Source organism: Hyphomicrobium sp. NDB2Meth4 (genome assembly GCF_900117445.1).
Classification (GTDB): domain Bacteria; phylum Pseudomonadota; class Alphaproteobacteria; order Rhizobiales; family Hyphomicrobiaceae; genus Hyphomicrobium_A.
In genome coordinates this window covers 633,632-659,671 of the sequence record NZ_FPEJ01000001.1, presented here as the reverse complement: position 1 = coordinate 659,671, position 26,040 = coordinate 633,632, and the positions used below count along the sequence as shown (strand labels likewise).

Genomic DNA, 26,040 nt, shown 5'->3' with positions numbered 1-26,040 from the left:
AAATCGCGCTCAGCTGGGGAGGGGAGCCTTATGCGCACGACAATGGCGTCAGCTATTCTGACCTTCGCATTGGCGACGGCTGCTTCGGCGCAGACCGTCGAACTCGTCGAGAAGCAGGGCTCATGGAGCCTTTATGCGGATGCGGCGACGCCGAAGACGGTGTGCTTCATCGCTGCGCAGCCATTGGCAGTGGAGCCGCTGGGCGCCAACCGCGGCCCGATCTTCTTCTATATCTCTGCGTGGCCGAAGGAAGGCGTGAAGGCCGAGCCGAGCGTGAAGGTGGGCTATCCGGTCAAGCCGGACGCGGACATGAGCGTTACGGTGGGCACCGACACCTTCAAGCTGTTCGTCAAAGGCGAGCGCGGGTTCGTACAGGATCCGAACGAGGAGCTGAAACTGATCGAAGCCTTGAAGAAGGGCTCGAATGCCTTCGTGAAGGCTACCTCAGCGCGCGGCACGGCGACGACGGATACGTACTCGCTGGGTGGCATCAGCGCCGCTCTCGACAAGCTCGCGGCGACCTGCTCGGGCTGACGCGGAGCGATCGGCGGAGCCGGTCAGTAGTCTCCGGGAGTACCGGGGCGCTTGCGAAGGTGCACGTAGAGGGCGCCTTCGCCGCCGTGGCGGATGGCGGCTACGGTGAAGCCGATGATGATCGGGGCGATGTCCGGCTCGGATAACCAGCGCGGGACGTTGCGGCGGAGCACGCCGCGGTCAACGTTTTCGTAGTCGAGGCGCTCGTCGAGCGCAGTGCGCTGTGGCGCGCCCTTCCCGGTGATCACCAGCACCCAGCGCTTGCCGCTTGCGTAAGCGCGGCTGAGGAAACGTGTCAGCGCCGCGTGTGCCTCGCTCTGGCGCATGCCGTGCAGGTCGATGCGGGCTTCGATCTCGATCTTGCCGGAGCTGACCTTGCGCGTCTTCTTGCGTTCGAGGTTCGCGGCTGACGGCGGGGGTGGGGCCTTGGTGATGCGCACCAGGGGCGTCAGCGTCGGCGGCGAGGGCTTCAGGACCCGCGATGGCTCAGCACTTCGGGCCGGCTCTCGTTTTGGCGGTGGGGGTGGGGTCTCGATATCTTCGAGGGCGGCGTGAATTCTGCCCTTCTTGCCTTTAATAGGCTCGATGGAGCGCGCGGTGTGCTCCCAAAGCTCGCGTTCTTCCTTTGAAATACGCGCCCCGGCTTTCTTACCCGGCGGCTGCTTCACTGGGCGGCCTTCACGGTCGTGTGCCATTTCAGGTGCTCGCCGAACCTGATGCCGGATCCGGCCGCCTGGGTCACCGTGGGAAGCAGCACGAAGAAGTTTCCTTGATGCCTCGTCGTGCCAGCGATCTTTCCAGCCGAGGCGCCGGAGCCAAAGTAGATGTCGCCCCGCTCGGGGCCTTTGATCGCCGAGCCTAAGTCCTGAGCCACCATCAAACGATTAAAGCCGCTGCCCTTGGTGGCGTGAGAGAGGTCGGGGACGCTGAGATAAATGGGCGTGCCGAGCGTGTGGAATCCGGTGTCGACGGCAAGACTGCGGCCGGGCGTCAATGGGACGGACATGGCCCCCATGGGGCCGTCGGTGTCGCCGATCTCGCGGAAGAAGATGAACGACTTGTTCTGCCACATGATCTGCTGGCCGCGCGCTTTGTCCTCGCGCAGCCACTTGCCGAGCGCCTGCATGGACATCTTGTTCGCAGGGAGGATCTTGTTGTCGATCAGGTAGCGGCCGATCGAGGTATAGGGATAGCCGTTCTTGCCATCGTAATTGATGCGCACGGTGGTGCCATCGGTGAGATGGATGCGGCCCGAGCCCTGGATGTGCATGAAGAACACTTCGACCGGGTCTTCGAGGTAGAGAAGTTCGAGGCCTTTGCCGGCAAGCGCGCCCTGCTCGATCTCGGCGCGCGTGGGGTAGGGCGAGGTCTCGCCGGTCGATGTCTTGCGCAGATGGGTGAAGCCCGTCTGCTTGGAAGCGCGGTCGGCTTCGTCGACGACATTGGTGAGATCGGTGGGACGCTTGTAGACGGGAGTCTGGAATTTGCCTTGGCGCGTGCGCGAGCCTTCCAGCACGGGTTCGTAATAGCCGGTCAGCAGTCCGGCGGTTTTGGTCTGCACCACGCGATGCGGGGTGAAGTGCGTTTCAAAGAACGTCTTGGCCTTTGCCTTGGTGAGCGATTTTAGGTCCTGCGCGGCCCGGCATGTGGAGGCCAGCTCGCCGACGGGGACGTGGCACTGCGACCGCGTCTTACCCGATGCAGATTTTCCGGCCATGCGAGCAACTGCATCGCAAGACTTGAGGAAGGTCTTCAGGGCGGCGAGGTGATCATCGGTATCCCAGCCGGGGAGATCGGAAAAGGTTGCCGGCTCGAGCTTGGGCTCGTTGCTCTTGGGAGCCTCTGGGGCGGGCGGAGGCGGGGCGGTGTCGTTGCTCATGGCTGCAGGTGCGGAACTGGGAGCGAAGGCGGGCGCGTCGAATGATTGAGCATGGGCGGCCACGGCTGCGGCCACCCACCAACACACAGCAGCCAGGGCGCGATAGCCTGCCATGGTCGCTCGCGTTCCCCCCGTTTGAACCCACCAGCCGCTTTGCCCGCGGCCCAGAGCCTTTCTGCTCGCACGCCCCCGCGTGCAAATCTACCTCAGGCGGGCGACTGCGTGGCAATCAGACGCCAATTCGGATTGGCGCGTGCCTTGGCGGACGAAATATCGCGGCTGAAGGTCCAGATGTCAGTGACCTCCTTAATGCGCTGCGGATCGCCGCCGATGATCGCACCAGCCTTGTCGCGCGTCGCGGAGATGAGTTCGCTGACGAAGCGCACGGTGACAGAGGCAATGCCGCTCTTGAGCTCCGATTCCACGATGTCGGCCTTCTCGATGCCGACGAAGCTTTGGTCAACCTGCTCGCCGCGCGCCTCGCGCTCGGTGATAGCGCGGTTGAAACCGTCGTAGACGTCGCGGCTGAGGAGGTCGCGCAACAGCTTGCGATTGCCTTCAGCAAACGCGGTGACGATCATCTCGTAGGCCTGTTTGGCGCCACGGATGAAGGTATCGGGCTCGAACGCTGGATCCTGGCGCGCGATGTCGACGAGGCCAGCGCGGGCGGCCGGTTCGGCACCCGCGTAGTTCTTGATGCGCTCCTCGGCGTCGACCTCGGTGACTTCGGCGGCCGGTGCAGGAGCCTGAGCATCGCGCTCACGACGGGGCATGGCGACGACGTTGTCGCCCGATGCGGCGGCCTCCTGACGGGCGCGTTCAGTGCGATAGCGCTCGACGCGGGCTTCCTCGTCACCCGTACGGCGTCCCAGGACGCTTCTCAGCTTCAGAATCACGATGACCGCGACTATGAGCGAGATAAGGGTGAAGAGATCGATCTTCTCCATGGACGGCTGCCTTCCTGGCAATCAACAGCGTGACTGGATACGACAGCAATATATGATCGTGTCTTAATCCCGGCCCAAGGGGGCGATGGGCCTCATCCGTCCGCCATCAAGGGGTTTAGAGTGGTCTGACTGCAAGGTAAGGCACAAATGCTGCAATGCCAACCCGATTGCAGGCCGATGGCAACCTGACGGGTGGCATGCTCAACAACCCGCTAGTGCGAGGTGAACAGTCGAAAATGTTGTCGCCGGTGCGCGCCTTTACATTGCTGCTTCTGCTGGGGTTCCCGCTGCTGGAAATTGCCGTGCTGATCGAGGTCGGCGCGGCAATCGGCTTCTGGGCAACGCTAGGGCTGCTTGTTTTGGCAGCAGTCGCCGGGATGCTCATCATACGTAACCAGGGCGTTTCGATGGTCGGGCGAATGTTCGACAGCATGAGCCGGGGCGGGTTTGCCTTCGCCTCGATGGTGGATGGCTACGTCGTTATTCTCGCCGGCAGCCTGCTGATCCTGCCCGGTTTCATCTCCGATGCGCTGGGCCTTGCGCTGCTGGTGCCGCCGCTGCGGCGGCTTATCCTCGGGGCAGTCATTCCCGGCTTCACCGACGCCCGGCGAGACGGCAGGGGCCGGCCGGCCGGCCCGCAAGGAGATCGAGACGCTTCCGGAGCCAAAGAGCCGATCATCATCGAGGGCACATACGAGCGTCTCGATGACGATGACCGCCCGCGTTAGCGCAACTATATCGGCAGGCTCCCACAGCACGATTGTCGCAGCGTTGCCTGCGTGTTAGCTAGCCCGCCTCGGTTGCAACACTCATGATGGAATTCTTCGATGGCCAGCTCCAACAATGGCAACGGCAATGGCAAACCAGACGAGGCCGCTAAGTCTGCCCCGCCGCCGGTTCAGGTGAAGGTCGTCGCGCAGTACATCAAAGATCTCTCGTTCGAGAACCCGAACATCGAGAAGATCATCAAGGATCCGGGCGATCAGCCGAACCTGCAGCTGTCGATCAATGTGGGCGCCAAGGGCATGGGCCCGTCGCTGTACGAGAGCACGATCGATTTCAACGCGCAGGCGGTCAACAAGAACGGCGAGATCTATCAGCTGGAGCTGGTCTATGCAGGCCTGTTCCGGATCGAGAACATCCCCGAGCAGGCGCTGGAGCCGTTCCTCCTGGTCAACTGCCCGACGATCCTGTTCCCGTTCGTGCGCCGGATCGCAGCGGACCTGACGCGCGAAGGCGGCTTCCCGCCGCTGCTGCTCGATCCGTTCGACTTCGCTTCGCTCTACATGAGCCGCCAGCAAGAGATGCGCGCGCGGGCAGAGAACGAATTGAAGAATTAATGTGACACGAGCGGCGCAAAGCTTGTTGTGCCGCGGCCAGTCGCTCGTACGACGTCATCCTCGGGCTTGTCCCGAGGACCCAGCTATTCTCTTGAAGTGAACGTCGGAGCTGGTGGCGCGGTGGATCCTCGGCATGAAGCCGAGGATGACAGCGGATGCATCGCCCGCTGCGTCGGGTTACCAGCCGTAGTCTAGATCGAGGTCGTGGGCGTATTCGCCGCCGCGCAGGTTGAAGGCTTCCTCGATCGCGTAGGGTCCGCCGCCGGTCTTCGGTTTGGCCGAGAAAAGCACGAAGCGCGAGACGATAAAGGGTTTGGTGCGGAAGGCTCCGAGGCGTTGAAGTACGCGCGCCACTTCGTCGGCGCTGGCATATTTCAGGCGCGCGAGCGTGACGTGCGGCTTGAACTGACGGCTATCGGGTGGAAGCCCTGCCGATCGGGCGGCGCGGTCGCAGGCGCGGGCCAGCGCTTCGAGCGGGGCCGACTCCTCGACGCCCGCCCAAATAGAGCGGGGCTCGTTTCCGCCAAAGACGCCGATGCCGGAGAGGCGCAGCTCGAAGGCGTCGAGGTCGATGGATTCCAGGCGATCTGCAAATTCCGTCGCCTGCGGGCGCTCGATATCGCCAACGAAGCGGAGCGTCAGATGCAGGTCCGCCGGGTCGGTCCAACGGCCACCGCCGGGTAGCGGCACCTTGAGCCGCGCGATTTCCTCGCGCTGCTCAGCGGGGATTTCGATGCCCGTGAACAGGCGCGGCATAGCTCGACCTTTCTCAATCAGCTTTTGGGCGTGGCGCGGCGTGCCTCGGCGCGGGCGATCAGTTCTTCCACCGACGGCGTGATCTGGCGGACGATCTCGGAGACGCCCTTGGAGTTCGGGTGCATGCCGTCTTTCTGGTTCAGCTTGGCGTTCAGCACCACGCCTTCGAGAAAGAAGGGATAGAACACTAGAGCGTGCTCTTTGGCGAGATCGGGAAAGATGGCGTCGAAATCGTCGGAGTAGGTGTCACCCCAGTTGGCGGGCGAGCGCATGCCGGTGAGCAGCACGGGAATGCCGCGCTTATTGAGCAGGGCCAGGATCTTCTGCAGGTTTTCGCGCGTGACCTTGGGGTCGATGCCGCGCAACGCGTCGTTGGCGCCGAGTTCGAGGATGACAGCGTCGACGTCGTCGCCGATGGCCCAGTCGAAGCGCGCGAGACCGGCTGCCGTGGTATCGCCCGCGACGCCAGCGTTCGAGATGACCACGTTATGGCCGCGTGCGCGCAGTTCCTTCTGCAGCTGGACGGGAAAGGCCTGACTCTGGCGCAGGCCGTAGCCGGAGGTGAGGCTGTCGCCGAATGCGACAATGCGGACGGGTTTGCCCGATTCTGCGGCGGCGCTCGCAATCTGGATGCCCGCTACGGCACTGAGAAAAACGGCCAGCGCCGTCAAAATGTTGACGAGCGCCGTCTTAGATACCACCTGAGACGAGGCCAAAGCGTTGCTTCCTGCATACATCGGCTTCATGCTTCTCCCCGACAGATCAAGGATGGCCTCAACGTTCCCCCATGACGTAAAGGCGCCGTCAAGTTCAGACAAGCCTTCCCTCCCGGCATACCGCAAAGAGGAATCGTGACCGAGCCGATTGTCGATTTGAAGAACGTGCGCCTCACGCTGCCCAGCAGAGCGGGGCCGGTGAGTATTTTGCGGGATGTCGATCTCAAGGCTCGCGAGGGCCAATCGCTGGCCATTGTCGGGCCGTCCGGATCGGGAAAAACATCGCTGTTGATGGTGATGGCCGGGCTCGAACGGGCGACCAGCGGCCAGGTCAAGGTGGCTGGGCACGACCTCTCCAATATGTCCGAGGATGAGCTGGCGCTGATGCGCGGGGCCTCGCTCGGTATCGTGTTTCAGTCGTTCTATCTCGTGCCGACCATGACGGCGCTGGAGAATGTGGCGCTGCCGCTGGAGTTTGCGGGTGCAGCCGACGCGACGGTGACCGCGCGCGAATTGCTACAGGAAGTCGGGCTCAGCCATCGCATGGAGCATTTTCCGGCGCAGCTTTCCGGCGGTGAGCAGCAGCGTGTTGCCATTGCGCGGGCGTTGAGCCGGCGGCCGAAGCTCATTCTGGCGGACGAGCCGACCGGCAATCTCGACCGGCTGACGGGCGGGCAGGTGATCGACCTGTTGTTCGGCTTGCAGCGGCGGCGCGGCGCGACGCTCATTCTGGTGACGCACGATGAGCGTCTGGCGTCGGCCTGCGAGCGCACGATCCGCATGTCCGATGGGCGCGTCGATACCGACACGGAGGCCGCCCTCACGTGACGGCAGCAGATACACTCAATTCATCACCGAACGCGGGGCAGGTCAGGCTGCCGCTGATCCTTTCGATTGCTGCGCGCGAGCTGCGGGCCGGGTTTTCGGGCTTCCGCATTTTCATCGCTTGCGTGGCGCTGGGCGTGATGGTGATCGCGAGCGTCGGCGCGGTGTCCGATGCATTGCGTGGCGGCTTCGAGCGCCAGGGCGAGGCGATCCTCGGCGGCGATGCGACGCTGGCGCGAACGCACGTCAAGGCCGATGAGGACGAGCGGGCGATCATCGACACGTTCGGGCGCGTCAGCGAGACGGGCACGATGCGTACGATGGCACGGCGCCCCGATGCCAGCGATCAGGCGCTGGCTGAATTGAAGGCGGTGGACGACGCCTATCCGCTGGTGGGCAAGGTCGAGATCGCCGATGGCATCGACCTGAAGGACGCGCTGGCCAAGGGCGCGGTGGTCGATCCGGCGCTGCTGGAGCGTCTGAAGCTCAAAGTCGGCGACGAGATGGGGCTGGGCGATGCGCGGGTGAAGGTTGGCGGCGCGCTGAAGTCAGAGCCTGATGGGATCACCGACCGGCTTACTTACGGTCCGCGCGTGCTGATCTCGGAAGCAACGCTGGAAAAGACGGGCCTGATCAAGCCCGGCACGCTGGTACGCTGGCGCTATGCGGTCAAGCTCGGGGATGCTGCAGCCAGCGATAGCGAGCTACTGGCGCTGCGCAACAGGATCGACAGCGAGCTGCCGGATTCGGGCTTCACGGTTGCGGATCGGCGCGATCCCTCTCCGCAAGTGACGCGCACGCTGGAGCGGTTGCGGCAGTTCCTGACGCTGGTGGGGCTGACGTCGCTGCTGGTCGGCGGTGTCGGCATTGCCAATGCGGTGGCGACGTTCATTGACAGGCGGCGCAAAGTGATCGCGACGATGAAGAGCATCGGTGCGACGAGCCGGATGGTGCTCGGCATTTTTCTCGCCGAGGTGCTGGCGGTTGCTGCGGTGGGTGTCGGCATCGGGCTCGCGCTGGGCATGCTGGCGCCGTTCGTGCTCGACTGGCTGTTCGGCGATCTGCTGCCGATCGCCGCGGAAATGACAGTGACGCCGCTCAGCATCGTGACGGCGCTGGTCTACGGCTTTGGCGTGGCGCTGCTGTTCACGCTGTGGCCGCTGGGCCGCGTGGAGCGCGTCAGCGCTTCGATGCTGTTCCGCGACGAGGTTTCGTCGGAACGGACGCTGCCGCGGCCGTGGGTGATCGTGAGCACGCTCGGCATTGCGCTGGCGCTGTTCGCGTTTGCGGCGCTGACGTCCGATTCGCAGCGCATTGCCATCTTTTTCGCCATTGGACTCGTGGTCGTGTTCGCGGTGTTCTATGCGCTGGGCATCGCGGTGACGTGGCTAGCGCGTCGCGTGCCGCGGCCGCGCTATCCGGAGCTGTCTTTAGCGATTGCCAATCTCGGTTCGCCAGGGGGACTGACGCGCTCGGTGGTGTTGTCGCTGGGGGCGGGGTTGTCTCTGCTGGTCGCGGTGTCGCTGGCAGATGCGTCTTTAGTGCGGGAGCTGCAGCAGCGGCTGCCATCCTCGTCGCCCGACTATTTCGTGCTCGACGTGCCGAAGGACGACTTTGCGGCAATGCGCGGGCTGATCACGCGGCAAATCCCAGGTGCTGTACTGGACGAAGCGCCGATGTTGCGGGGACGGCTGGTGCGGCTCAACGACGTGCCGGTGGAAGAGGTGAAGGCGCCGCCGGAAGCACAGTGGGTGCTGAATGGCGACCGGGGTCTTTCCTATTCGGACGACGTGCCGGCGGGTTCGCGGGTGGTCGAAGGCGAGTGGTGGCCGAAAGACTACGACGGCGAGCCGCTGGTGTCGTTCGAGGCAGAGCTGGCCAAGAAGCTGGGGCTGAAGCTTGGCGATACGGTCACGGTGAACGTTCTGGGGCGCAACGTGACGGCGAAGATCACCAGTCTGCGCGAAGTGCACTGGGAAAGCCTCGCCATCAACTTCGTGATGTTGTTCTCGCCCAACACGCTGCGGGGGGCGCCGCACAACCTCTTGGTGACGGTGTCACTGCCGCCTGGCACCCCGCTGTCCACCGAGGGCGACGCGATGCGCGAGGTGGCGAGGGCCTATCCGTCGATGACGGCCATTCGCGTCAAAGACGTGCTGGTGATGGTCAATGACGTCTTCACGAAGGTGATGACGGCGGTTCGCGCGGCCGGAAGCGTGACGCTGATTGCGGGCGCCCTGGTGCTGGCGGGGGCGCTGGCGACGGCGCAGCGGCGGCGGATCTTGGAGGCGGTGATCCTCAAGACGCTCGGGGCGACGCGGCGGCGGATTCTGACCGCGCACTTCCTCGAGTACCTGATCCTGGCGGCGGTGACGGCGCTGTTTGCGGTGGGTCTGGGGGCCCTCGCGGCGTCGATCGTGGTGACGCAGCTGATGCATGTTCCGTTCGTGTTCTCAGTCGGCGCGGTGGCTTTGGCGCTCGCCGTGTCGGTGGGTCTGGTCTTCCTTTTCGGGGGCGCGGGTACCTGGGCGATTCTACGCGCTCCGGCGGTACCGTACCTCAGATCAGAGTAAGCTATTGAAAAACCATCAAATGTGTTCGACGCAAAAGTGCTGGCTGTCGATTCTTACATTTTCGTAAGCCTTGAAAGGTTCGCAGTGGCAGATCATATTTCGTTACGCGATTTGGCTACGTTTGGCCGAACCAAGGGATCTTAGGGATAGAAATATGTCTCAGCTCGACAACAGGTACGCAACTCCAGCCTATCCGGGCCGCACGTCGGCTGCGGTAGACGAGGGCCTGCGCTCCTACATGCTTGGCGTCTACAACTATATGGCCGCCGGCGTGGCCCTTACGGGCATTGCCGCCTACCTGACGTACTCGTTCGCCGTTTCCGGCGGGCAGATCACGCCCTTCGGCGAGGCGCTCTACAATTCTCCGCTGAAGTGGGTCGTCATGCTCGCCCCGCTCGGCTTCGTGTTCTTCCTCTCCTTCCGCATCGAGAGGATGAGCACCAGTGCGGCGCAGATGACCTTCTGGGCCTTCGCGGCCGTTATGGGCATCTCGCTGTCGTCGATCTTCCTGGTCTTCACCGGCCAGTCGATCACGCAGATCTTCTTCGTCACCGCGGCGACGTTCGGTGCGCTCAGCCTGTGGGGCTACACGACGAAGCGTGACATCTCCGGTTGGGGCTCATTCCTGTTCATGGGTCTGATCGGCATCATCCTCGCCTCGATCGTGAACATCTTCCTCGGCTCGAGCGGCCTGCAGTTCGCGATCTCGGTCATCGGCGTGCTCGTGTTCGCCGGCCTCACCGCCTACGACACGCAGCGCATCAAGGACACCTACTTCCAGGTGGCCGGCAATGCAGAGCTGGCGGCGAAGAGCGCGATCATGGGCGCCCTCAGCCTCTACCTCGACTTCATCAACATGTTCATGATGCTGCTCAACCTGTTCGGTCAGCGCGAGTAGTTCTGAACGAAGACGCAAGAAAGGCCTCGAAGCTTACGCTTCGGGGCCTTTTTTGTTTGGGTGACACGAGGCGGCTGGAAGCTTTGCATGCGGTTGGCCGGGTGCAAGCTGACAGCCGGCGCCAGCGCCGGGCGCCCTTGGCGCCTTGCCGCCTGACGGCGACCGAGCCGCTTCAGCGTCGAAGTTCGTGGAGCCATGGATCCACGGCAGCCGAGGATGACAGGGAGTCAGGCGGAGACGAGGCGGGGCCGGTCGAGGACGCTCAAGACGCGCAGAAGATCGTGGCCGCGTTTGAGGATCAGTCCTGCCGGCGCAACGACGCTGTAGGCGCCTTGCTTGCGGGCAAGCTTGGGGCTCTTCTCGATGCGGTAGAGCGGGATTTCGCTGGAGCGCCGGAAGACCGAGAAGACCGCTTTATCGCGGCCCAGGTCGATAGCGTAGTCGCGCCATTCGCCGGCGGCGACCTTGCGACCGTAAACGGCGAGGATGGCGGTGAGCTCCTGCCGGGTGAATGCCGTTTGACGCTGAGATTCGGGTAGCGGGCCGGATGCGGCCGATGTGCTGCGAGAGCCGCCTGCCACAGGCGGCGCAAAAATTATCGGGTCGGATTCGCTCAATGGCTCCTCCCTGTCGCGATATCGTCATGATTGCGCCGGTTGAGGACGATTTCAAGCACCAGAGTGCCAGGAAACATGCCGTCTGGTGACGCGGAGCTGTGCGCAAAGCGCGCAGGAGAGGGGCACGGAATTACCCCGACATAGTCAAAATCGCTCCCCGACCTCGACAATGATCCGCCCCAAAGCGAAGCGAATGTATCAACAGTTGCCTCAAGACCCGGTCCGAGTAAGCCGCTTGGATTCTCAGCCCCCCAGCCCCCGGGCAGCTTCAGGACCGGGTTTTTAGGTAGCCTTCCCGTTGTACTTCATCCCCCCAAATGGGCCGGTCCCCCACTGGCCCAATTTTTTTGCGTTGCTGCTTTCACGCGGCGGCGCGTGGTTTGTCGCCGCGCGCATCTGGACGTTCACGCGCCGATGTCTACCTTGCATGCAAAGCGCTCGAGGCCGGGCGCGCGGCATGGAGCGGATCGACGTGGCGAAGAAGTCGGAAAAATCGAAGGTAAAGTCGGCGGCGCAGAAGAAGGTTGCCGCGCGGGTGGCGAAGGCGCGTGCAAAACTGCCTGCACGCAAGAAGCCGAGCAATCCGCTGCTGACGCGCTGGAGTGCCGCTTTCGGCATCCCACCGTTCGCGAAGATCGAGCCGCACCATTACAAGGGTGCGTTCGCCGAGGCGCTGAAGGAGCACAAGGCGGACATCGCGCGGATCGCCAATCAGGAAGCGAAACCGACGTTCGCCAACACGATCGTGGCGCTGGAGAAGAGCGGGCGGCTGCTCGATAAGGTCGCTTCGGTTTTCTACAATCTCACCGGCGCCGACACGAACGATGCGTTGCAGGCGATCGAGCGCGAAATGGCGCCGAAGTTCGCCGCACATGAAACGGCGATCATGCTCAACTCCAAGATCTTCAAGCGCGTCGAGGATCTCTACGAGCGTCGCGATACGCTGGGGCTCGACGACGAGCAGCGTCGCGTGCTGGAGCTGCGCTACAAGTGGCTCGTGCGCGCGGGCGCGAAGCTAGGCGCCAAGCAGAAGGCACGGGTCGGCGAAATCAATCAGCGCCTGGCGACGCTCGCCACGCAATTCTCGCAGAACGTGCTGAAGGACGAACAGTCCTGGCGCATGGTGCTGGAAGAGAGCGATCTGGAAGGCCTATCCACGGCACTGCGCGATGCGGCGGCGCGGGCTGCCGCGGATGCCGGGCTTGCCGGCAAATACGTGATCACGCTGTCGCGCTCGTCGATCGAGCCATTTCTGCAGTTTTCGTCGCGCCGCGACCTGCGCGAGCAGGCGTTCAACGCATGGATCCGTCGTGGCGAGATGGGCAAGGACACCGACAACCGCGCCATTACCGCGGAGATCGTGGCGCTGCGCACCGAGTTCGCCAATCTGCTCGGGTTCAAGACCTACGCCGACTACTCGCTGGAAGAGACGATGGCGAAGACGCCCGGCAGCGTGCGCGATCTGCTGACAGCGGTGTGGGATCCGGCGGTGAAGCGTGCCGGTGAGGAGCGCGACGCGCTGCAGGCGCGGGCGCGGTCAGAGGGCAGCAATTTCGCCATCGCGCCGTGGGACTGGCGCTACTTCGCGGAGAAGGAGCGCAAGGCGCTCTATGACGTCGATGAGGCTTCGACGCGGCCGTACTTCAAGCTCGACAACGTGATCGCGGCGGCGTTCGAGACCGCGGGCAAGCTGTTCGGACTGAAGTTCAAGGAGATGAAGGATGCGCCGCGCTACCACGAGGATGTGCGCGTCTGGGAAGTGACGAACAAGCGTGGCGATCATGTCGGCGTGTTCCTCGGCGACTACTACGCGCGGCCGTCGAAGCGTTCCGGCGCGTGGATGAGCGCGTTCCGCTCGCAGTCGAAGGTGGCGGGCGAGGTGGCGCCGATCATCGTCAACGTGATGAACTTCGCGAAGGGTGATGATGCGACGCCGAGCCTGCTCTCGCTGGATGATGCGCGCACGCTGTTCCACGAGTTCGGGCACGGGCTGCACGGGCTGTTGTCCGACGTGACGTATCCGTCGATCTCGGGCACGGCGGTGACGCGTGATTTCGTCGAACTGCCGTCGCAGCTTTACGAGCACTGGCTGATGGTGCCGGCGACGCTGGAGAAGTTCGCGCTTCACCACGAAACCGGCAAGCCGATGCCGCCGAAGCTTTTGAAGCGGATCAAGAAGGCGCGCAACTTCAACCAGGGTTTCTCGACCATCGAGTATCTAGCGTCGGCGTTCGTCGACATGGAACTGCATGCGCGCGAGGACGAGGGCGACGTGGATGTCGGCAAGTTCGAGAGCGAGACGCTGAAGCGGCTGGGCATGCCGAGTGAGATCGTGATGCGGCACCGGATTCCGCACTTCCTGCACATTATGGGCGGGTATGCGGCGGGCTATTACAGCTACCTGTGGTCAGAGGTGATGGACGCCGACGCGTTCGCCGCGTTCGAGGAGGCGGGCGACCACTTCGACAAGGCGACCGCGAAGAAGCTGCGCAAGTTCATCTATTCTGGCGGCAATCAGCGCGATCCGCTGGAGGCGTATGTCGCGTTTCGCGGCCGCCCGCCAGAGATCAAGGGCATGCTGAAGAAGCGCGGGCTGGCGGGTTAGGTTTTGTAAGTGGCGACACGAGCCGAGAGAAGCTTTGCATGCGGCGGGAGTGGTGCGGGTGATGGCCGCGAAGATGGCCATCACCGAGCAAGCGCTTTGGCCGGGATGACAGACTAGCTACCAGAGGCCGGTCCAGGCGGCGCCGATGATGGGGCCGGCTTTGCCCTCCTGAAGGAGTACGATGGCGGCTTCGGTCTCGGGACGCATGATGGCGGTGCGAGCAAGCTGCAGGCTCATCGCCTTGCCGTTCCATGAGCCGACCGGCAGCATTTCGCGGACGATGTTGGTGTAGGTGAGGGTCTTGCCCTTGTTGTCGCCGCGCTCGATCGGCACCTCGGCGCGCTTCTGCACCACGGCGAACCAGATGGTGGCGTCCTTGTAGTGATGTCCGGCTGGGGCGTCGCCGGCTTCGATCTTGATGGAGTTGCGCTCGTACCAGAAGCGCACCGGGATGCGGGCGCCGCGCAGTGCTTCGTCGGTGACCTTGATTGCGTCCTCGATGGCGTCGGCGTTGGAGCCGTTCACGCCGATCATGCCGTTGACGACGACTTGCGGTGTGTAGATGGCGCCATCACCGCGGGCCTTGGCGTAGGCGCGCTGGCGCTCGGAGTTCTTGTCGGAAGCGAGCGTGTCCTTCCAGCCGAGATAGTCCCAAATATCGACTGGCAGCGTGATCGCAATCACGTTCGGCCGTCCGGCGAACCCGGCGAGCACGTGATCGGCGGGCGGGCAGGTGTCGCAGCCCTGGCTGGTGAACAGCTCAAGGACGTTCTTGTAGGGCGGGAAGGACGGGTTAACGCCGGGCGAGACGTCCTGTGCCCGCGATGCGGGGGCCGGCATGAACAGGGCGCAGGCCGCGATACAGGTCAGGGCGATGGTTGGAACTAGCCGCATGGGGGCAAAATACACCGAAAGGGCTTGCTCCATAAGACTAGGCGCAGGGCGTAACGATACAACAGAACTCACAAAGCTGTGTTCGGGGTTTTACTGGGCGACACCATTGGAGAGAAGCTTGTTCGACAGCGGCTGTCGAACACGTTGAGATCCGCGCCACCGGGCGCGGGCGCCCTTGGCGCCTTGTCGCTCTGCGACCAACAGGGTTCGCGGCTTGGTTGGGCTTGGCGCTGCGGATTCATGCCCTCGCTGGCAGGTGCTCGGGCCACCCCCACCCCAGCCCTCCCCCCGGGCCAAGGGGGGAGAGAAGGAGGGCGTGCCGCCCTCCTCCGCGAAAGGGGCGTCAGGGTCAGGCGGCGGCGAGGTTGCGCAGCACGTAGTGCAGGATGCCGCCGTTCCTGAAGTACTCGAGCTCGTCGAGGGTATCGATCCGGCAGATGATCGGCACCTTCTTCACCGAGCCATCGGCCGAGATGATTTCGGCCTCCATCTTCTGGCGCGGCTGGATGGTGGTGAGGCCCGGAATGTTGACGACTTCATCGCCCTTCAAGCCGAGCGTCTGCCAGTTGGTTCCTTCCTCGAACACGAAGGGCACGATACCCATGCCGACGAGGTTGGAGCGATGGATGCGCTCGAAGGATTGGGCGACCACCGCGCGGACGCCGAGCAGGTTGGTGCCCTTGGCCGCCCAGTCGCGCGAAGAGCCGTTGCCGTACTCGACGCCAGCAAAGACTACGAGCGGGATCTCGTCGGCCTTGTAGCGCATGGCGGCGTCGTAGATCGACATCTGCTCGCCCGAGGGATAGTGCACCGTCCAGCCGCCCTCCTTCACGTTGCCGGCATCGTCGCGCACCATGAAGTTCTTGATGCGGATGTTGGCGAACGTGCCACGCATCATGACCTCGTGATTGCCGCGGCGGGTACCGTACTGATTGAAGTCGGCGACGGCGACGTTGTGGTCGGTGAGGTATTTGCCGGCGGGTGACGCGGTCTTGATGGAGCCGGCGGGCGAGATGTGGTCGGTGGTGATCTTGTCGCCGAAGAGACCCAAGATGCGGGCGCCTTTGATGTCGGTGATGGGCGTGGGCGTCTTTTCGATCTGCTCGAAATACGGCGGGTTGCGCACGTAAGTCGATTCATCGTCCCACGAGTAGGTGAGGCCCGATCCGCTGTCGATGGCGCGCCAGTTGGCATCGCCGTTGAAGACGTCAGAGTAACGGTCGAGGAACAACTCGCGCGTGATGTTCTCGATGATGAACTTCTGGATCTCGTGGGAGCTGGGCCAGATGTCCTTCAGGAAAACCGGCTGGCCATCGCTGCCGATGCCGAGCGGTTCTTTGGTGAGATCCTTCTGCACCGAGCCGGCGAGTGCGTAGGCGACGACGAGCGGGGGCGAAGCCAGATAGTTCGCCTGCACGTCGGGGCTGACGCGGCCTTCGAAGTTACGGTTGCCGGAGAGGACAGCAGCGGCGACGACGCCGTTCTCGTTGATGGCGGCGGAGATTTCCGGCGCCAACGGACCGGAGTTACCGATGCAGGTGGTGCAGCCGAAACCGACGAGATTGAATCCGATCTTGTCGAGGTAGGGCTGCAGGCCGGCCTTGTCGAGATAGGCGGAGACGACCTGCGATCCAGGCGCGAGCGAGGTCTTCACCCACGGCTTGGAGGTGAGGCCCTTCTCGGCGGCTTTCTTAGCCAGGAGGCCGGCGGCGATGAGCACGCTGGGGTTCGAGGTGTTGGTGCAGGACGTAATGGCGGCGATGACGACGTCGCCATGCCCGATGTCGAAGTCACGGCCTTTGACGGGCACGCGCTTTGCGAGTTCGCCGGGCTTTTTGTATTCGGTCTCGAGTGCGGTGGCGAAGCCGGAGGAGATGTCCGTCAGGGCAATGCGGCCCTCGGGACGCTTGGGCCCGGCCATCGACGGCACGACGGTTGAGAGATCGAGCTCCAGCGTGTCGGTGAAGACCGGATCGGCCGAGCCAGAAACGCGGAACATGCCCTGCGCCTTGGCGTATTCCTCGACGAGGTCGATGCGCGAAGACTCGCGGCCGGAGATCTTCAGGTAGTTGAGGGTCTCGTCGTCGACCGGGAAGAAGCCGCAGGTGGCGCCGTATTCAGGAGCCATGTTGGCGATGGTGGCGCGGTCGGCGAGCGACATGGAGTCGAGGCCGGGGCCGTAGAACTCGACGAATTTGCCGACGACGCCCTTCTTGCGCAGCATCTGCGTGACGGTGAGCACGAGGTCGGTGGCGGTGACGCCCTCGTTCAGCTTGCCGGTGAGCTTGAAGCCGATCACCTCGGGCAGCAGCATCGACTGCGCCTGACCGAGCATGGCGGCTTCGGCTTCGATGCCGCCGACGCCCCAGCCGAGAACGGCCAGGCCGTTGACCATGGTGGTGTGGCTGTCGGTGCCGACAAGGGTGTCAGGATAAGCGAGGACGGTGCCGTCGGCGTAGGTGCGGGTCCAGACGGTCTGGGCGAGGAATTCCAGGTTCACCTGGTGGCAGATGCCGGTGCCGGGCGGGACGACGCGGAAATTGTCGAAGGCGCCCTGGCCCCACTTGAGGAAGTTATAGCGCTCGGCGTTGCGCTGATATTCGAGCTCGACGTTGTGGGCGAAGGCCTGGGGAGAGCCGAAATCGTCGACGATGACCGAGTGGTCGATGACGAGGTCGACGGGGACGAGCGGGTTGATCTTCTTTGGATCGCCGCCGAGGGCCTTCATACCGTCGCGCATGGCCGCGAGGTCGACGACCGCGGGCACGCCGGTGAAGTCCTGCATGAGTACGCGGGCGGGGCGGAAGCCGATTTCCTTGCCGGCCTTGCCCTTATCGACGAGCCAGGCGGCGACGCCCTCGATGTCAGTCTTGGTGACTGTGCGGCCATCCTCGTGGCGGAGCAGATTCTCCAGGAGGACCTTCATGGAATATGGAAGCTGCGAAATGCCCTCGAGGCCGTTCTTCTCGGCCTCCGGCAGCGAATAATAGGTGTAGGTCTTACCTCCCGCGGACAGCGTCTTGCGACACTTGAAGCTGTCCAGCGACACCAGCTGCGCGTCTGTCAAATTCGTCTCCTTCGTTTCGCAGTCGACGGCCTGCGATAGCCGTTACTCCCCGATCGTCAACCCTGCCGATAGTACGGCGGGGGACGGCGCGCGTTTATGCTGGTAAGGTCGGCAGCTCGGAAGCCTTGTCCACGGGGAACCGATGGCTTATTGCGTCCGACCCGCCAGTCCAGCGCGCATCCATTGCCCATCTTGCGGGATTTTCCCACCCTTTCGCTAGCGCATTCTGACACACGGATGATCAAGAGCCGTGCAGCTCGTTGCTGAAAATCTAACCTTGGAGCGGGGCGCTCGCAGAATTGCGAATGGCGTCTCGTTCGTACTCGAGAGCGGGACAGCGCTGCTGCTGACCGGGCCGAATGGCTCGGGAAAATCAACACTTCTGCGCGCCTTGGCGGGCTATTTGCGGCCAAGCGAGGGAACGGTGAAAGTGCGCGGAGAGAACGGTGCCTTCGAAGGCAGCAGCGAATCCGGCGAAGTCGCCGAGGTGTGTCATTTCGTCGGCCATCTCGACGGGATAAAGACGCACCTGACGGTGAAGGAGAACCTCGCTTTCTGGGCGACGTATCTGGCGGGGCCCGCTGATGCGAAGCAGAGCACGGCGCATCGGGTCGAGGATGCGCTGGAGCAGTTTGCGCTCGATGCGCTGGCGGAAATTCCGGCGGGGTACCTTTCCGCCGGCCAGAAGCGGCGTCTGGGCCTTGCGCGTCTCGCCGTCGCCAAGCGGCCGATCTGGCTCCTGGATGAGCCGACCGTGTCGCTGGACGTTGCCTCGGTGAAGGTGCTGACCGATGCCATCGACGCGCACCTCAAAGCGGGCGGCATGGCTGTGATCGCGACGCATTTGCCGATGGAATTGGCAAGCGTGCGATCGATGCAGCTCGGGCGGGCGCAGGTGCCTGCATGAGTGCGTTTCTTGCCCTTCTCAGCCGCGACCTCCGTCTGGCGGTGCGCCAGGGCGGCGCGCTCGGCACGGCGCTCGGTTTCTACATGCTGGTGGTCACGCTGCTGCCTTTAGGTCTCGGGGCTGACCTCAATCTGCTTTCGCGGATTGCGCCGGGCGTGCTGTGGATCGCGCTGTTGCTGGCAGCATTGCTGTCGCTCGGGCGGGTGTTCTCATCCGACTATGAGGACGGCACGCTGGATGTGCTCGCTACCGGGCGGTTGCCGATGGAACTGGTGGTCGGGGCGAAGGCGCTTGCGCACTGGATCTCTACCGGTATTCCGCTGGCGCTGATGGCTCCGGTGCTGGGCCTGCTGCTCAATCTCGAACTCAGCGCCTACCCGCTTTTGTTCGGCACGATGCTGGCGGGGACGCCGGCGATCTCGTTCATCGGCGCGGTGGGCGCGGCGCTGACGCTGCGGGCCTACCGCGGCGGGCTGCTAATCGCGCTGCTGGTGCTGCCGCTCTATGTGCCGACGTTGATTTTCGGCATGGCGGCGATCAATGGGCTGCTCGGGGCTTCGGGTACGATGAGTGCGTTCCTGATCCTCATCGCCCTGTCGCTGGCGTCGGTGGTGCTGTGTCCGCTCGCCGCGGCCGCTGCGCTGCGGCTGCAGATGCAATAAGAAGGGCAGTAGGCCGTAAGGCAGTAGGCAGTCGGGGTAGGGCGGGGCGAGTTCACCTTACTGCAATGCAGCAGGGCTATTTGCTTGCCTCTGCCGGATTGCCCGTTGTTCATTTGCGCTTCAGCGCGCAACCGCTTAGATCGTTTTCAATGACGCAGACCCTGACCCAGCGACTGGCCAATCCGACCCGCTTCATGGAGCTTTCGGCTTCCGTGTTGCCGTGGGTCGCTGGCGCCGCGGCTCTGGTGATCGGTTACGGGCTCTACTTGAGCTTTTTCGTTGCCCCGCCCGACTATCTGCAGGGCGAGACGGCGCGGATCATGTTCATCCACGTGCCGTGCGCGTGGCTGTCGATGGCGGTGTACGCGATCATCGCCATGTCGTCGTTCGGACTCCTGGTGTTCCGGCATCCGCTGGCGGACGTATCGGCCAAGGCGGCGGTGCCACTCGGCGCGGCGTTCACGTTCCTTGCCCTGGTGACGGGTTCGCTGTGGGGACGGCCGACGTGGGGCACCTACTGGGTGTGGGATGCCCGCCTGACGTCGGTGCTGATCCTGTTTTTTCTTTATCTCGGCCTGATGGCGCTGCGCTCCTCGATCGAGGATGAAGCACTAGCGTCGAAGCTCACGGCGATCCTGGCGCTCGTCGGCATCGTCATGCTGCCGATCATCAAGTTCTCGGTGAACTTCGGAAACACGCTGCATCAGCCCGCTAGCGTGATCCGCGCGGGCGGTCCGACGATCGATACCGCGCTGCTGGTGCCGCTGCTGGTGATGGCTGTGGGCTTTACGCTGATGTTTGTCGCCATGCACCTCAAAGCGATGCGCAACGAAATCATGCGGCGACGGGTGAAGGCGCTGCAGCTTGCCGAGGTGGAACGCGCGCAGGCATCGCAACTGGCGGCGGCGGAGTAGCAGTATGGACCTCGGATTGGACCTTGGGCCGCACGCAAGCTTCATCTGGGCAGCGTATGGCGTCGTCACGGTGGTGATCGGCGCGATGATTGCCTGGCTCATCCTCGATGGGCGCGAGCAGGAGCGGCGGCTGGCAGATTTTGCGGCACGTGGCGTCAAGCGGCGCAGTGCCTCGCGGGCCTGAACAAGAAAGCACAACAGCGATGACCAACGAGCCTGCGCCAAGCACGCGTAAACGCGGTATCGGCTGGGTGTTAACGCCGGTTCTGGTGTTTGCCGGACTGGTGGCGCTGTTCGCCTTCGCGCTGCAGGGCGGAGATCCCTCGAAGCTGCCGTCGGCGCTGCTGGGCAAACCGGCACCCGTGACGGAGTTCGCGCCGCTGGAGGGCCTGCTGGCTGATGAAAAGCCGGTGCCGGGGTTCACGAGCGGCGAACTGGCGACCGGCAAGCCGGTGATCGTCAACTTCTGGGCTTCATGGTGCGCCCCCTGTGCGGAGGAGCAGCCGCTGCTGGTGCAATTGCAGAAGCGCTCGGGCGTTGCGCTGTACGGGGTGAACTACAAGGACGACCCAGTGGCGGCGCGGCGATTCCTCGGCCGCTACGGCAATCCTTTCGCGGCGGTGGGTACCGATCCCAAGGGGCGCGGCGCGATCGAGTGGGGCGTCTATGGCATGCCCGAGACGTTCGTCCTCAACGGCAAGGGTGAGATCGTGTTCAAGCACGTGGGGCCGGTCTCGGTGCAGAGCATCGAGGAGAAGCTGATGCCGGCGATTGTTAGAGCGCAGTGACACGAGCGGATAGAAGCTTGTTCGATGGCAAAAGTCGCGCAAGCCGAAATCCGCGCCGTTCTTGCGCTGCCGATTCACGCCCTCGCTGGTAGACGCTCGGGCGATCGGAGCGACAGCGCCGGGCGCCGTTGGCGCCTGAGCATGGCGCGCTTCGCTCGCCACGCTGGGAGAGTGCTGTGATCCCAGCTCGCATCCCCGCATCGGTCATCCTCGGGACAAGCCCGAGGATGACAGTTCTGGAAGGTCTGAAGCGATCAGGCTCTAGAGCGGGAAGAATTCGCCGCGAGAGTGGTTCAGCACCGATAGCGTGCCGGTGGCGATGTCGAAGTAGGCACCGTGAATGGCCAGCTTTCCTTTGTCCTCGGCCTCGGAGACGAAGGGGAAGGTGCGCAGGTGCTTGATGGAGGTCTTGACGCCCTCCTTCTCCAACGCGGCCTGGCGTTCAGCCTCGGTGGCGGTCTGATGGGCCGCGACAACCCGCAGGCGGGCATCGTCGAGCATCGACATCCAGCGCGAGATGAACTGCGCTTCGGTTTGCTTGGCGGCGCTCTGGTCAAGAGCGGCTTTGACGCCGCCACAACCAGAATGGCCCATGACGATCATGTGTTTGACGCGCAGGTTGAGCACGGCAAACTCGATCGCGGAGCTGACGCCGTGGAACTTGCCACCCGTCTCGTAAGGCGGGATCAGGTTGGCGACGTTGCGCACGACGAAAAGCTCGCCAGGCATGGCGCTGAAGATCGTTTCAGGGTCGACCCGGCTGTCGGAGCACGAAACGATCATGGCCTCGGGGCTCTGCCCGTAAGCGGCCAGCTCTTCGTATTCCTCTGCCTTGGGCAGGAAGTGGCGATGGTGGAACCGGCGGTACCGGTCGGCGAGTTTTTCGGGAAAGCTGCTCATGGTCTGTTCCATGCCCGCTTCTCCAAGCGAAGCGGAGATGTCAAATCGTCCGAGTGGAGCGCCGCGTCAAGCGTTGAGTTAACGCTCGTTTTTCAATGAACGGCGTGCACTTGCTGTGATGCAACTCAGGGTCTATGTTCCGGCCTTCCGGGGGAAATTTGAATACGGAGCACATTGGGGCTGCCGTGCGTCCGCCGGTCTGAATGGGCAGTGAGCGGACGATCACAGAATGAAAGCGTCTTTTTCATCGCAGACTTTCGGTCGCGACTTCATGGCATCGATTGTCGTGTTCCTGGTCGCCCTGCCGCTCTGCATGGGCGTTTCTCTGGCTTCGGGGCTTCCGCCGACAGCGGGCATCATCACTGGGATCATCGGCGGTATCGTCGTCGGCTTTCTCGCGGGCTCGCCGTTGCAAGTGAGCGGACCGGCCGCGGGACTGACAGTGCTGGTATGGCAGTTCGTGCAGCAGTGGGGCGTCGAGATGCTCGGCGTCGTCATTCTGTTCGCTGGCCTGCTGCAAGTTGCGGCAGGTTTGTTGAAGCTGGGGCAGTGGTTTCGAGCAGTTTCGCCAGCGGTCATCCACGGAATGCTCGCGGGCATCGGCGTTCTCATTCTCGCATCGCAGTTTCATGTGATGCTCGATTCAAAGCCGATCGGTGATGGCATCCACAACCTGATCGGCATCCCCGGCGCGCTGTTGAATGCGTTCAGCAGCGGCGGATCGCATCTCACGGCATTCCTGGTCGGCGCAGCGACGATCGCGACGATTTTTGCCTGGGGCGCGCTGACGCCGAAGAGCTGGCGATTGATGCCCGCTCCGCTTGTCGGCGTGCTGGTTGCTATTGCGATCTCGGCTGTGCTGAAGCTCGACATCAAATACGTGGAGGTGCCCGACAACATCTGGTCTGTGACGATCCTGCCGACGTGGGATCGGCTGGCCCGGATCGTCGAGTGGCCCATGATTATCGGTGCAATCTCTATCGCCTTCATCGCTAGCGCGGAGACGCTGCTGTGCGCGACGGCGGTCGATCAGATGCACAGCGGACCGCGCACAAAATATGATCGCGAGCTCGCGGCTCAAGGCGTCGGCAACGCGATCTGCGGCGTGCTCGGCGTACTGCCGATGACGGGTGTGATCGTGCGCTCCAGCGCAAACGTCGAGGCGGGTGCAGTGACCAAATGGTCGGCGATCATGCACGGATGTTGGCTGTTGCTGTTCGTGTCGGTCATTCCTTTCACGCTGTCCTACATTCCGCTGTCGGCGCTCGCGGCGATCCTGGTGTTCACCGGGTACAAGCTGGCTTATCCGAAGATCGTGCCGGCGCTGCTCAAGTTCGGGCGCGGCGAGGTGGTGATCTATTTCGTCACCATCGCGATGATCGTGGCGACGAACCTCCTGGAAGGCGTGCTGGTCGGCCTGGGACTGTCGCTGATCAAGCTGCTCTACGCGTTCTCGCATCTGGAAGTGGGCAGGGACGAGAACGCTGCCGAGAACCGTGTCGATCTGCACCTCAAGGGTTCGGCAACACTGATCCGGCTGCCGAAGCTGGCGGCGGTACTCGAAACGCTCAAGCCCGGGACGCAAGTGCACGTGCACATCGGTGAGCTAGACTACATCGATCATGCCTGCCTCGATCTGTTGTCGAACTGGGATCGCCAGCATGCGGCGAGCGGGGGCTCGCTGACGATCGAATGGGACGAGCTGTCGAAGAAATATCATCAGCGCCGGTCGTCCAGCATCAGGGCGGCGCGGCAGCAGCAGGCAACGGCGAGCAAGCTCAGCGCATAGAGCCGCTGTCGAAATCAGCTGAGAAGATTGCGAGCGCAGCGGGGTGACCGCTGCGCTCGATTCATTTTGCCTACGCGCGTGTCGCGCGCTGCTCGAGGGGCGTGCGTGGTTTGGTTGCCGCCTTGAGGAACAAGTAGCCGGCGATCGCGGATGCCAGCGACCCTAAGATGACGCCGATGCGGATCTCGGCGGCGCGCTCGGCGTCGACGAAGGCCAGCATGCCGATGAACAAGCTCATGGTGAAACCGATGCCGCCGAGCCAGGCAACGCCGAAGAGCTGCGGCCAGGTCGAGCCCTCCGGCTTCTGCGCCAGCCCCATGGCGATAGCTGCGCGCGAGAAGGCAAAAATGCCGACCGGCTTACCGATGAAGAGGCCAAGGGCAATGCCAAGGGGGATGGGGGCGATGAGGTGATAGAACGTCATCCCTGCCAGCGAGACGCCAGCGTTGGCGAATGCAAATAGCGGCAGCACGGCGAACTTGACCCATGGCCCGAGCGCCTCTTCGAGGTTCTCGAGGGTGCCATGCCCACCGCCGGGCGGGCGCGCCAGCGGGACGGCGAGCGCAGTGACGACGCCTGCGAGCGTCGCGTGAACGCCCGATTTCAGCACGCAGACCCAGATGAACAGACCAACGAGGATGTAAGGCGCCGTGCGCGTGACGCCCTTGGCATTGAGGACGGCGAGGGCCGCCACGCCGACACTGGCGAGCCCGAGTGCCTCGACGGTCAGGTGCTCGGTGTAGAAGACGGCGATGACAATGATGGCGCCAAGGTCGTCGATGATGGCGAGCGCGAGCAGAAATACCTTGAGGGCCAACGGAACCCGCGGCCCGAGCAGGGCGAGCACGCCGACGGCGAAGGCAATGTCGGTCGCCGTGGGGATGGCCCAGCCATGCAACGCGATGTCGTCGTTGCGGTTGATGGCCCAGTAGATGAGAGCGGGCACGAGCATGCCGCCGACGGCGGCAATTGCGGGAAGCGAGGCCTGTTTGACGCTTGAGAGCTCGCCAACGGCCATCTCGCGCTTGATCTCGAGGCCGACGAGAAAGAAGAAGACGGCCATCATGCCGTCGTTGATCCACAGCAGCAGCGGCTTGTCGAGATTGAGGGCGCCGACGCGGACCGTCACGGGTGTCGAGAGCAGGGCGTCGTAGAGCCAGCTTGCCCCAGAATTCTGCATCAGCAGGCCGACGATCGCGGCGACGAGCAGAACAATGCCGCCTGCGGCCTCGTGCTGGAAGAAGGCCTTGGCTCCGTCGACGCGCTGAATGATCGTCTTTCTGGGGCGGTTTTGCGTCCTACGGGCCATCGAACCTCTTGTCCTCGCGTTGGTGCCGTTCAGGCGGATGCTGCGGGCAGCACCCGCGCATTGGCCCATAAAGCACTTGCTCCCGCGAGGGGCAATTCATCGCGGCCCATGCTGGCGGCTACGCTGGCGTCCACCGCGGATGCGGAGGCACCAAGACAGTAGGCGGGTGAGAAATCGTTCAGCTGATTGCCGAGGAACATCGACGATAGGAGATCGCCCGTGCCGTGCGGGGCAGAAACGCGGCGGCGCACGTAGCAGGCGAGGCCCTGGTTGTTCTGGAAGAGGATGTTGGCGAGGCGGTTGTCGCTGGCAGGTATGGAGGTCGCGAGGACGGTCGGTACGCCCAGTGCGGCGGCAGCGCGGCGCGCGCTCTCGGGACCGTCGACAGGATCGCCGCCAGACAGCCAGGACAGCTCGAAGCTGTTCGGCGTGGTGATCGAGGCGAGAGGCAGGAGCTGATCGCGGGTGGCCTCGGCGGTCCCGATCGAAAGGTACATGCCCTCCGGGTCGTCTCCGAAGACGGGGTCGCACATATAGATGGCGGCGGCGTTGGCGCTGCGGACGCGCTCGACGGCCGTGCGGGCGAAGCGCACGTGTTCGGGCGTCGGCAGATAGCCAGTGAGGATGGCGGCCGTGTCAGCGAGCCAGCCGTTCGCGTCGGCGGCGTCGAGCATGGCTTGAAGCCGAGCGACTTCGACTTCGCCGCCAGCGTAGTGCGGGTATCCCGGGTGGCTGGAAAGTATGACGGTTGGGAAGGCCATCACTTCGTGGCCGAGCCAATGCAGCGCCGGAACGATGGCGGCAAGGCCGACCGAACCGAATGCAACGTGCGAGGAAAGAGCTAAGATGCGGGCCATGGGGTGACTGTGCCGAAGGTCGCGGCATTCGCCAAGCAGCGAAGCGTCGCGAAGTTGTGCGCGGTGCTTGGTGTTCTGCGGAAGGCACGATATTGTGCGATGCACAAGCGTCCTGATCGGAAGCTCGCGAGCTAAGGGGGCGAGCGAGTTTCCGGAGCAAAAATGGACGTTCTGATCATTGAGTTGCTCGTGCGATTCAGATCGAGAAATTCGTTCGGCGCCCAGCACCTCGTGATGGCGACTTTCTCGATCATCACACAAGA

Annotated in this window: 24 protein-coding genes; 13 read left to right on the top strand and 11 right to left on the bottom strand. The window is 63.6% G+C overall.

The window, feature by feature from the left end:
* Positions 1 to 30: 30 nt before the first annotated feature.
* Entirely contained in the window at positions 31 to 534 is a 504-nt protein-coding gene (locus tag NDB2M4_RS03080) for an invasion associated locus B family protein (RefSeq protein WP_072369913.1), read from the top strand.
* A gap of 23 nt (positions 535 to 557) precedes the next feature.
* Here the strand turns inward: NDB2M4_RS03080 and NDB2M4_RS03075 are convergent, their stop codons facing one another.
* From NDB2M4_RS03075 to NDB2M4_RS03065, 3 genes are all read right to left on the bottom strand, one after another.
* Positions 558 to 1,229 carry a Smr/MutS family protein gene (locus NDB2M4_RS03075; RefSeq protein ID WP_083555711.1) on the bottom strand — a complete coding sequence of 224 codons (672 nt, stop codon included), beginning with the start codon at positions 1,227 to 1,229 and terminating at the stop codon, positions 558 to 560.
* Positions 1,199 to 2,413, bottom strand: coding sequence for a murein transglycosylase A (locus NDB2M4_RS03070; protein ID WP_072369907.1), 1,215 nt, complete (start codon positions 2,411 to 2,413; stop codon positions 1,199 to 1,201). The genes NDB2M4_RS03075 and NDB2M4_RS03070 overlap by 31 nt, the downstream gene beginning before the upstream one ends.
* A 206-nt stretch (positions 2,414 to 2,619) precedes the next feature.
* Positions 2,620 to 3,360, bottom strand: a complete 741-nt coding sequence (locus NDB2M4_RS03065; protein ID WP_072369904.1) for a Tim44/TimA family putative adaptor protein — start codon at positions 3,358 to 3,360, stop codon at positions 2,620 to 2,622.
* 155 nt (positions 3,361 to 3,515) lie between these two features.
* On the opposite strand from NDB2M4_RS03065, the gene NDB2M4_RS03060 reads away from it, so the two are divergent.
* Together NDB2M4_RS03060 and secB are read left to right on the top strand one after the other, a co-directional pair.
* Entirely contained in the window at positions 3,516 to 4,088 is a 573-nt protein-coding gene (locus NDB2M4_RS03060; RefSeq protein ID WP_083555709.1) for an FxsA family protein, read from the top strand.
* Between the two features lie 99 nt (positions 4,089 to 4,187).
* The gene (gene secB, locus NDB2M4_RS03055; RefSeq protein ID WP_072369901.1) at positions 4,188 to 4,700 is read left to right on the top strand and encodes a protein-export chaperone SecB; all 513 of its coding nucleotides are present in this window, start codon (positions 4,188 to 4,190) and stop codon (positions 4,698 to 4,700) included.
* Positions 4,701 to 4,877: 177 nt separating this feature from the next.
* On the opposite strand, the gene thpR is transcribed toward secB, so the two are convergent.
* Positions 4,878 to 5,456, bottom strand: coding sequence for an RNA 2',3'-cyclic phosphodiesterase (gene thpR, locus NDB2M4_RS03050; RefSeq protein ID WP_083555706.1), 579 nt, complete (start codon positions 5,454 to 5,456; stop codon positions 4,878 to 4,880).
* 17 nt (positions 5,457 to 5,473) lie between these two features.
* Positions 5,474 to 6,274 carry an arylesterase gene (locus NDB2M4_RS03045; RefSeq protein WP_244536029.1) on the bottom strand — a complete coding sequence of 267 codons (801 nt, stop codon included), beginning with the start codon at positions 6,272 to 6,274 and terminating at the stop codon, positions 5,474 to 5,476.
* A gap of 30 nt (positions 6,275 to 6,304) precedes the next feature.
* On the opposite strand from NDB2M4_RS03045, the gene NDB2M4_RS03040 reads away from it, so the two are divergent.
* The 3 genes from NDB2M4_RS03040 to NDB2M4_RS03030 all read left to right on the top strand — a co-directional run bounded on the left by NDB2M4_RS03040 (position 6,305) and on the right by NDB2M4_RS03030 (position 10,468).
* Positions 6,305 to 7,000, top strand: coding sequence for an ABC transporter ATP-binding protein (locus NDB2M4_RS03040; RefSeq protein WP_244536061.1), 696 nt, complete (start codon positions 6,305 to 6,307; stop codon positions 6,998 to 7,000).
* Entirely contained in the window at positions 6,997 to 9,570 is a 2,574-nt protein-coding gene (locus tag NDB2M4_RS03035; RefSeq protein WP_072369892.1) for an ABC transporter permease, read from the top strand. The genes NDB2M4_RS03040 and NDB2M4_RS03035 overlap by 4 nt, the downstream gene beginning before the upstream one ends.
* Before the next feature lie 154 nt (positions 9,571 to 9,724).
* Positions 9,725 to 10,468 (top strand): Bax inhibitor-1/YccA family protein, encoded by a 744-nt coding sequence (locus NDB2M4_RS03030; RefSeq protein ID WP_072369890.1) that lies wholly within the window; start codon positions 9,725 to 9,727, stop codon positions 10,466 to 10,468.
* Positions 10,469 to 10,695: 227 nt separating this feature from the next.
* On the opposite strand, the gene NDB2M4_RS03025 is transcribed toward NDB2M4_RS03030, so the two are convergent.
* Positions 10,696 to 11,085: a DUF2794 domain-containing protein gene (locus tag NDB2M4_RS03025; RefSeq protein WP_072369887.1), complete on the bottom strand. Its 390-nt coding sequence runs from the start codon at positions 11,083 to 11,085 to the stop codon at positions 10,696 to 10,698.
* Between the two features lie 457 nt (positions 11,086 to 11,542).
* Between NDB2M4_RS03025 and NDB2M4_RS03020 the strand changes: the two genes are divergently transcribed.
* Entirely contained in the window at positions 11,543 to 13,690 is a 2,148-nt protein-coding gene (locus NDB2M4_RS03020; protein ID WP_083555701.1) for a M3 family metallopeptidase, read from the top strand.
* A 117-nt stretch (positions 13,691 to 13,807) separates the two neighbouring features.
* Here the strand turns inward: NDB2M4_RS03020 and NDB2M4_RS03015 are convergent, their stop codons facing one another.
* Complete coding sequence (locus NDB2M4_RS03015; RefSeq protein ID WP_072371719.1) at positions 13,808 to 14,584, bottom strand: DUF1223 domain-containing protein; 777 nt, start codon at positions 14,582 to 14,584, stop codon at positions 13,808 to 13,810.
* A gap of 349 nt (positions 14,585 to 14,933) precedes the next feature.
* Positions 14,934 to 17,636 (bottom strand): aconitate hydratase AcnA, encoded by a 2,703-nt coding sequence (acnA, locus tag NDB2M4_RS03010; protein WP_072371717.1) that lies wholly within the window; start codon positions 17,634 to 17,636, stop codon positions 14,934 to 14,936.
* Between the two features lie 265 nt (positions 17,637 to 17,901).
* Between acnA and ccmA the strand changes: the two genes are divergently transcribed.
* From ccmA to NDB2M4_RS02985, 5 genes are all read left to right on the top strand, one after another.
* The gene (gene ccmA / locus NDB2M4_RS03005) at positions 17,902 to 18,558 is read left to right on the top strand and encodes a heme ABC exporter ATP-binding protein CcmA (RefSeq protein WP_072369884.1); all 657 of its coding nucleotides are present in this window, start codon (positions 17,902 to 17,904) and stop codon (positions 18,556 to 18,558) included.
* Complete coding sequence (ccmB, locus tag NDB2M4_RS03000) at positions 18,555 to 19,220, top strand: heme exporter protein CcmB (protein WP_072369881.1); 666 nt, start codon at positions 18,555 to 18,557, stop codon at positions 19,218 to 19,220. The genes ccmA and ccmB overlap by 4 nt, the downstream gene beginning before the upstream one ends.
* A gap of 149 nt (positions 19,221 to 19,369) precedes the next feature.
* Positions 19,370 to 20,134, top strand: a complete 765-nt coding sequence (locus tag NDB2M4_RS02995; RefSeq protein ID WP_072369878.1) for a heme ABC transporter permease — start codon at positions 19,370 to 19,372, stop codon at positions 20,132 to 20,134.
* A gap of 4 nt (positions 20,135 to 20,138) precedes the next feature.
* Positions 20,139 to 20,318 carry a heme exporter protein CcmD gene (gene ccmD / locus NDB2M4_RS02990; RefSeq protein WP_072369875.1) on the top strand — a complete coding sequence of 60 codons (180 nt, stop codon included), beginning with the start codon at positions 20,139 to 20,141 and terminating at the stop codon, positions 20,316 to 20,318.
* A 19-nt stretch (positions 20,319 to 20,337) separates the two neighbouring features.
* Positions 20,338 to 20,922 carry a DsbE family thiol:disulfide interchange protein gene (locus tag NDB2M4_RS02985; protein ID WP_072369873.1) on the top strand — a complete coding sequence of 195 codons (585 nt, stop codon included), beginning with the start codon at positions 20,338 to 20,340 and terminating at the stop codon, positions 20,920 to 20,922.
* A gap of 261 nt (positions 20,923 to 21,183) precedes the next feature.
* Here NDB2M4_RS02985 and NDB2M4_RS02980 read toward each other — a convergent pair whose 3' ends face one another.
* On the bottom strand, positions 21,184 to 21,834 hold the full coding sequence (locus tag NDB2M4_RS02980) for a carbonic anhydrase (RefSeq protein WP_348533028.1): 651 nt from the start codon (positions 21,832 to 21,834) through the stop codon (positions 21,184 to 21,186).
* Between the two features lie 217 nt (positions 21,835 to 22,051).
* Between NDB2M4_RS02980 and NDB2M4_RS02975 the strand changes: the two genes are divergently transcribed.
* Positions 22,052 to 23,611, top strand: coding sequence for a SulP family inorganic anion transporter (locus NDB2M4_RS02975; protein ID WP_072369870.1), 1,560 nt, complete (start codon positions 22,052 to 22,054; stop codon positions 23,609 to 23,611).
* 70 nt (positions 23,612 to 23,681) lie between these two features.
* Here the strand turns inward: NDB2M4_RS02975 and nhaA are convergent, their stop codons facing one another.
* Together nhaA and NDB2M4_RS02965 are read right to left on the bottom strand one after the other, a co-directional pair.
* Positions 23,682 to 24,920 carry a Na+/H+ antiporter NhaA gene (nhaA, locus tag NDB2M4_RS02970; RefSeq protein ID WP_083555907.1) on the bottom strand — a complete coding sequence of 413 codons (1,239 nt, stop codon included), beginning with the start codon at positions 24,918 to 24,920 and terminating at the stop codon, positions 23,682 to 23,684.
* Between the two features lie 29 nt (positions 24,921 to 24,949).
* A complete protein-coding gene (locus tag NDB2M4_RS02965) occupies positions 24,950 to 25,777 on the bottom strand; it encodes a bifunctional hydroxymethylpyrimidine kinase/phosphomethylpyrimidine kinase (protein ID WP_072369867.1) in 828 nt (275 codons plus the stop codon).
* Positions 25,778 to 26,040: the final 263 nt, after the last annotated feature.